This window comes from Gammaproteobacteria bacterium, assembly GCA_003696665.1.
Lineage (GTDB): Bacteria > Pseudomonadota > Gammaproteobacteria > Enterobacterales.
On sequence record RFGJ01000449.1, the window covers coordinates 1 to 2,640 of the forward strand.

Below are 2,640 nucleotides of genomic sequence, written 5' to 3' on the forward strand. Positions count from 1 at the left end.
CACGCCCGCTTCCACTTTCCAGCCCCTTTCGGGAAACGAATCCATCAGGTAGCCGCGCCACGCGTCGGTGTGCTGGCCGTCGAACAGCAGCATCCAGCCTTCGGCCTTTTCGGCTTCCGTCAGGGTGTTGGGCGCAGCCGACTGCACCGTGTCGGTCGCATCGGCGGGCGGGTGGGTCTTCGCTTCGTCGGCGCCCGGACTGCCGCAGGCCCACACGAGGAGCAGCAGCCCCGCATACCACAGGTTTTTCATGACGTTTTCGTTTTGTTGGACAATCGGGTGAATCGCAGACAAGATAAGACTTCGACGCGGGATGGAAGTAGTGCTCACGGCATCGCCATCGAGCCGGAAGACGATGTTCATCGCCCGCGCCGTGACAAACACAAGGGGGGAACAATCAAGGACTTGACGGTTGAGCGCCCCATTTCATCGAAACAGGCTCCCCGACGAGTCGGAGCAGGTTGCGCCATTGCGCAGATGTCGAGATGCAAAAACGTTGCGTGCCGTTGTGCCTCCGATTTGCATCGGAGCTTGTCCAGGCCCAACGTGGGCCAGGCTGTTGCGAGAAGCCACCCCTCACCGCTACACGCTCAACCCTCAACCGATTCAACATTAACGGCAAGGAAGCCCGCGTTTGCGCGCCTTTCGAAGGCGCACGAGCGGTTTGCGTTGCGGCGTGAGGTCTGTTTTCATCGGTCAAATGACCTCGTTCATGTGCTGCAAAGAGGTGTTTCGTGGCTGCGGTGGCGAAAGGTCTTGGAAGGAGGCTCAAATTTATATCGCCATTGGATCGAGGGAATTGAATGAAAAAATTTTTGATGAATCTACTGCAAAAAGTCGATGGACGATGGACGAAAGACGAAACGTCGTCACGCTTTTACAACCATTTTTTGCAGGGGACTCTTGGAAGACAGGGTGCTGTCACAAGCTTGGCAAGCTGTCTGCAAAAAGAATCAATCAACCTGTAAAACATCTTGAAAATGAATAAAAACAGTACTTCTTCGTGCCAATCCAAAGGTTGTCTGCAGATTTTTCTGATGCTTGCTGTTTTGGGTTATTTTGTTGAAAAATGTGAGGAGTCTGCATGCGAAATATGTGGCAGCTACACATTTAAAAATATTGAATTTGACTCCGGATTGACCTATGTATTAACCGTAGATGAGCCAGAGCTGCTCAAAGAAGGTATAACCAGAGCGCGGGTGCTTGTTGGAATTCATGCAAGCAATTTCGCCGATGTATTGATGTATAAAGGACAAATAATTTTTCCTTTAAAAGATACTGAAACAGAGGGTATGATTCGGGTCGAATACAGATATAACAACCTTTTGGATGATTGGCAGCAAATAACCTTTGCTAATGATTCGAATATCCTTTTTTGCGAGCTGACTGATGAAGGGCTAATTTTGAGAAACGGAAATTCTGGTGAACTGTTCTTGAGCATGCTCGATAATGACTTGTTTGTAAAAGATTAGGCAGAAAGGATATCTGTTGTAAGAGAACAGATCAGATCAGGTGAAAATACAAGCTTGAGCCTACTGCAAAAAGTCGATGGACGATGGACAATGGACTATCTATAACGTACGTCGTCACGGTGTCACAGCCTGCCCGACTTGTCGGGGTCGTCACGCGTCACTGCCTGCCCCGCGTAGCGGGGATGTCACAGCCTGCCCCGATTCTCGGGACAGGTTATCCGACAAGTCGGAACAGGCTCCGCGTAGCGGGGGTGTCATACTCAAAGCCTGCCTGCCCTGGGCGGTATTCAACATGAACCACCGGAGCTATAAAATTGGGACAGACTGTTGCGCGGCGGAATGGAGAAATCGTTTTGCCCAGTTTCACCGATTCAACCTGAACGGAAAGGACGCCGACGATTGCGGGTCTTTCGATGGCGCGCAAGCGGTTTGCCTGGCAGTTGAAGCAATCCTGGTGGCATTTTTTGTTTCGCTATTGACTGTTTTTGAGAAAAATGGCATTTTTGGACAGACGGACATGCTATGGGTGTTTTTTGTGATAAAAAATTTATTTGTGAGCCTACTGCAAAAAGTCGATAGACGATGGACGATAAACGATGGACCCATAAGCTCATTCGTAAATAAATGGTAGTCAACTTTAAACACTAAACTTTAAACTGTAAACTCAAACGCTCAACCCTCAACGCTCAACCCTCAACCACTTTTTTCAGGGGACTCATTTGTCTACTTTTCAGCCTGACCCAACACGAAACACCCGATGACCTACGGCCATCCATACGCCTACAAAACCCGTATTCTCCGCCTCCTGCTGCTCTTGCTGGATGCTCCCTATCAGTACACACTCAAGCAGCTGGCTGCCCGCATGGAGGTCAGCCCCGATGCGATCAAGCATGACTTCGAGTCCATGCGCGATGCGGGGCTCGTGGTGCTGTACGACCAGCAATACCGCTATGCCATTGGCGAGGATCGCACGAGCCGCAAGCTGAAACAAGCCCTCGTCCTTTCAGAGGAAGAGTGGTCGCTGTTGGTCCATGCCCTCGAAAGCATCGGATCGGCCAGTTCGTCCACACGTCGCCTGCGCCAAAAGCTCGAATCGCTGTTCACCGTCGGCCAGCTGGGCAAGCTCATCCTGCGTCGGCCCTATCTCAGCAAGGTAGAAACGCTGCAG

General features: G+C 50.9%; 5 protein-coding genes. 4 read left to right on the top strand and 1 reads right to left on the bottom strand.

The genetic code is table 11. The features are described 5' to 3' along the window. On the bottom strand, positions 1-384 hold a 384-nt coding region (locus D6694_11140; GenBank protein ID RMH39483.1), incomplete at its 3' end, for a hypothetical protein. 328 nt (positions 385-712) lie between these two features. Here D6694_11140 and D6694_11145 point away from each other — a divergent pair. From D6694_11145 to D6694_11160, 4 genes are all read left to right on the top strand, one after another. Beyond that, on the top strand, positions 713-988 hold the full coding sequence (locus D6694_11145; protein ID RMH39484.1) for a hypothetical protein: 276 nt from the start codon (positions 713-715) through the stop codon (positions 986-988). Beyond that, positions 981-1,472 (top strand): hypothetical protein, encoded by a 492-nt coding sequence (locus tag D6694_11150; GenBank protein RMH39485.1) that lies wholly within the window; start codon positions 981-983, stop codon positions 1,470-1,472. Before D6694_11145 ends, D6694_11150 begins: the two co-directional genes overlap by 8 nt. Positions 1,473-1,764: 292 nt before the next feature. Next, complete coding sequence (locus tag D6694_11155; protein ID RMH39486.1) at positions 1,765-2,103, top strand: hypothetical protein; 339 nt, start codon at positions 1,765-1,767, stop codon at positions 2,101-2,103. Between the two features lie 126 nt (positions 2,104-2,229). Then, positions 2,230-2,640: hypothetical protein (locus D6694_11160; GenBank protein RMH39487.1), on the top strand; the 411-nt coding region annotated here is incomplete at its 3' end.

Excerpts from the sequence above, each read along its gene's own strand:
- D6694_11145 (RMH39484.1), top strand. The coding sequence starts at position 713 with ATGTGCTGCAAAGAGGTGTTTCGTGGCTGCGGTGGCGAAAGGTCTTGG.
- D6694_11150 (RMH39485.1), top strand. The coding sequence starts at position 981 with ATGAATAAAAACAGTACTTCTTCGTGCCAATCCAAAGGTTGTCTGCAG.
- D6694_11155 (RMH39486.1), top strand. The coding sequence starts at position 1,765 with ATGAACCACCGGAGCTATAAAATTGGGACAGACTGTTGCGCGGCGGAA.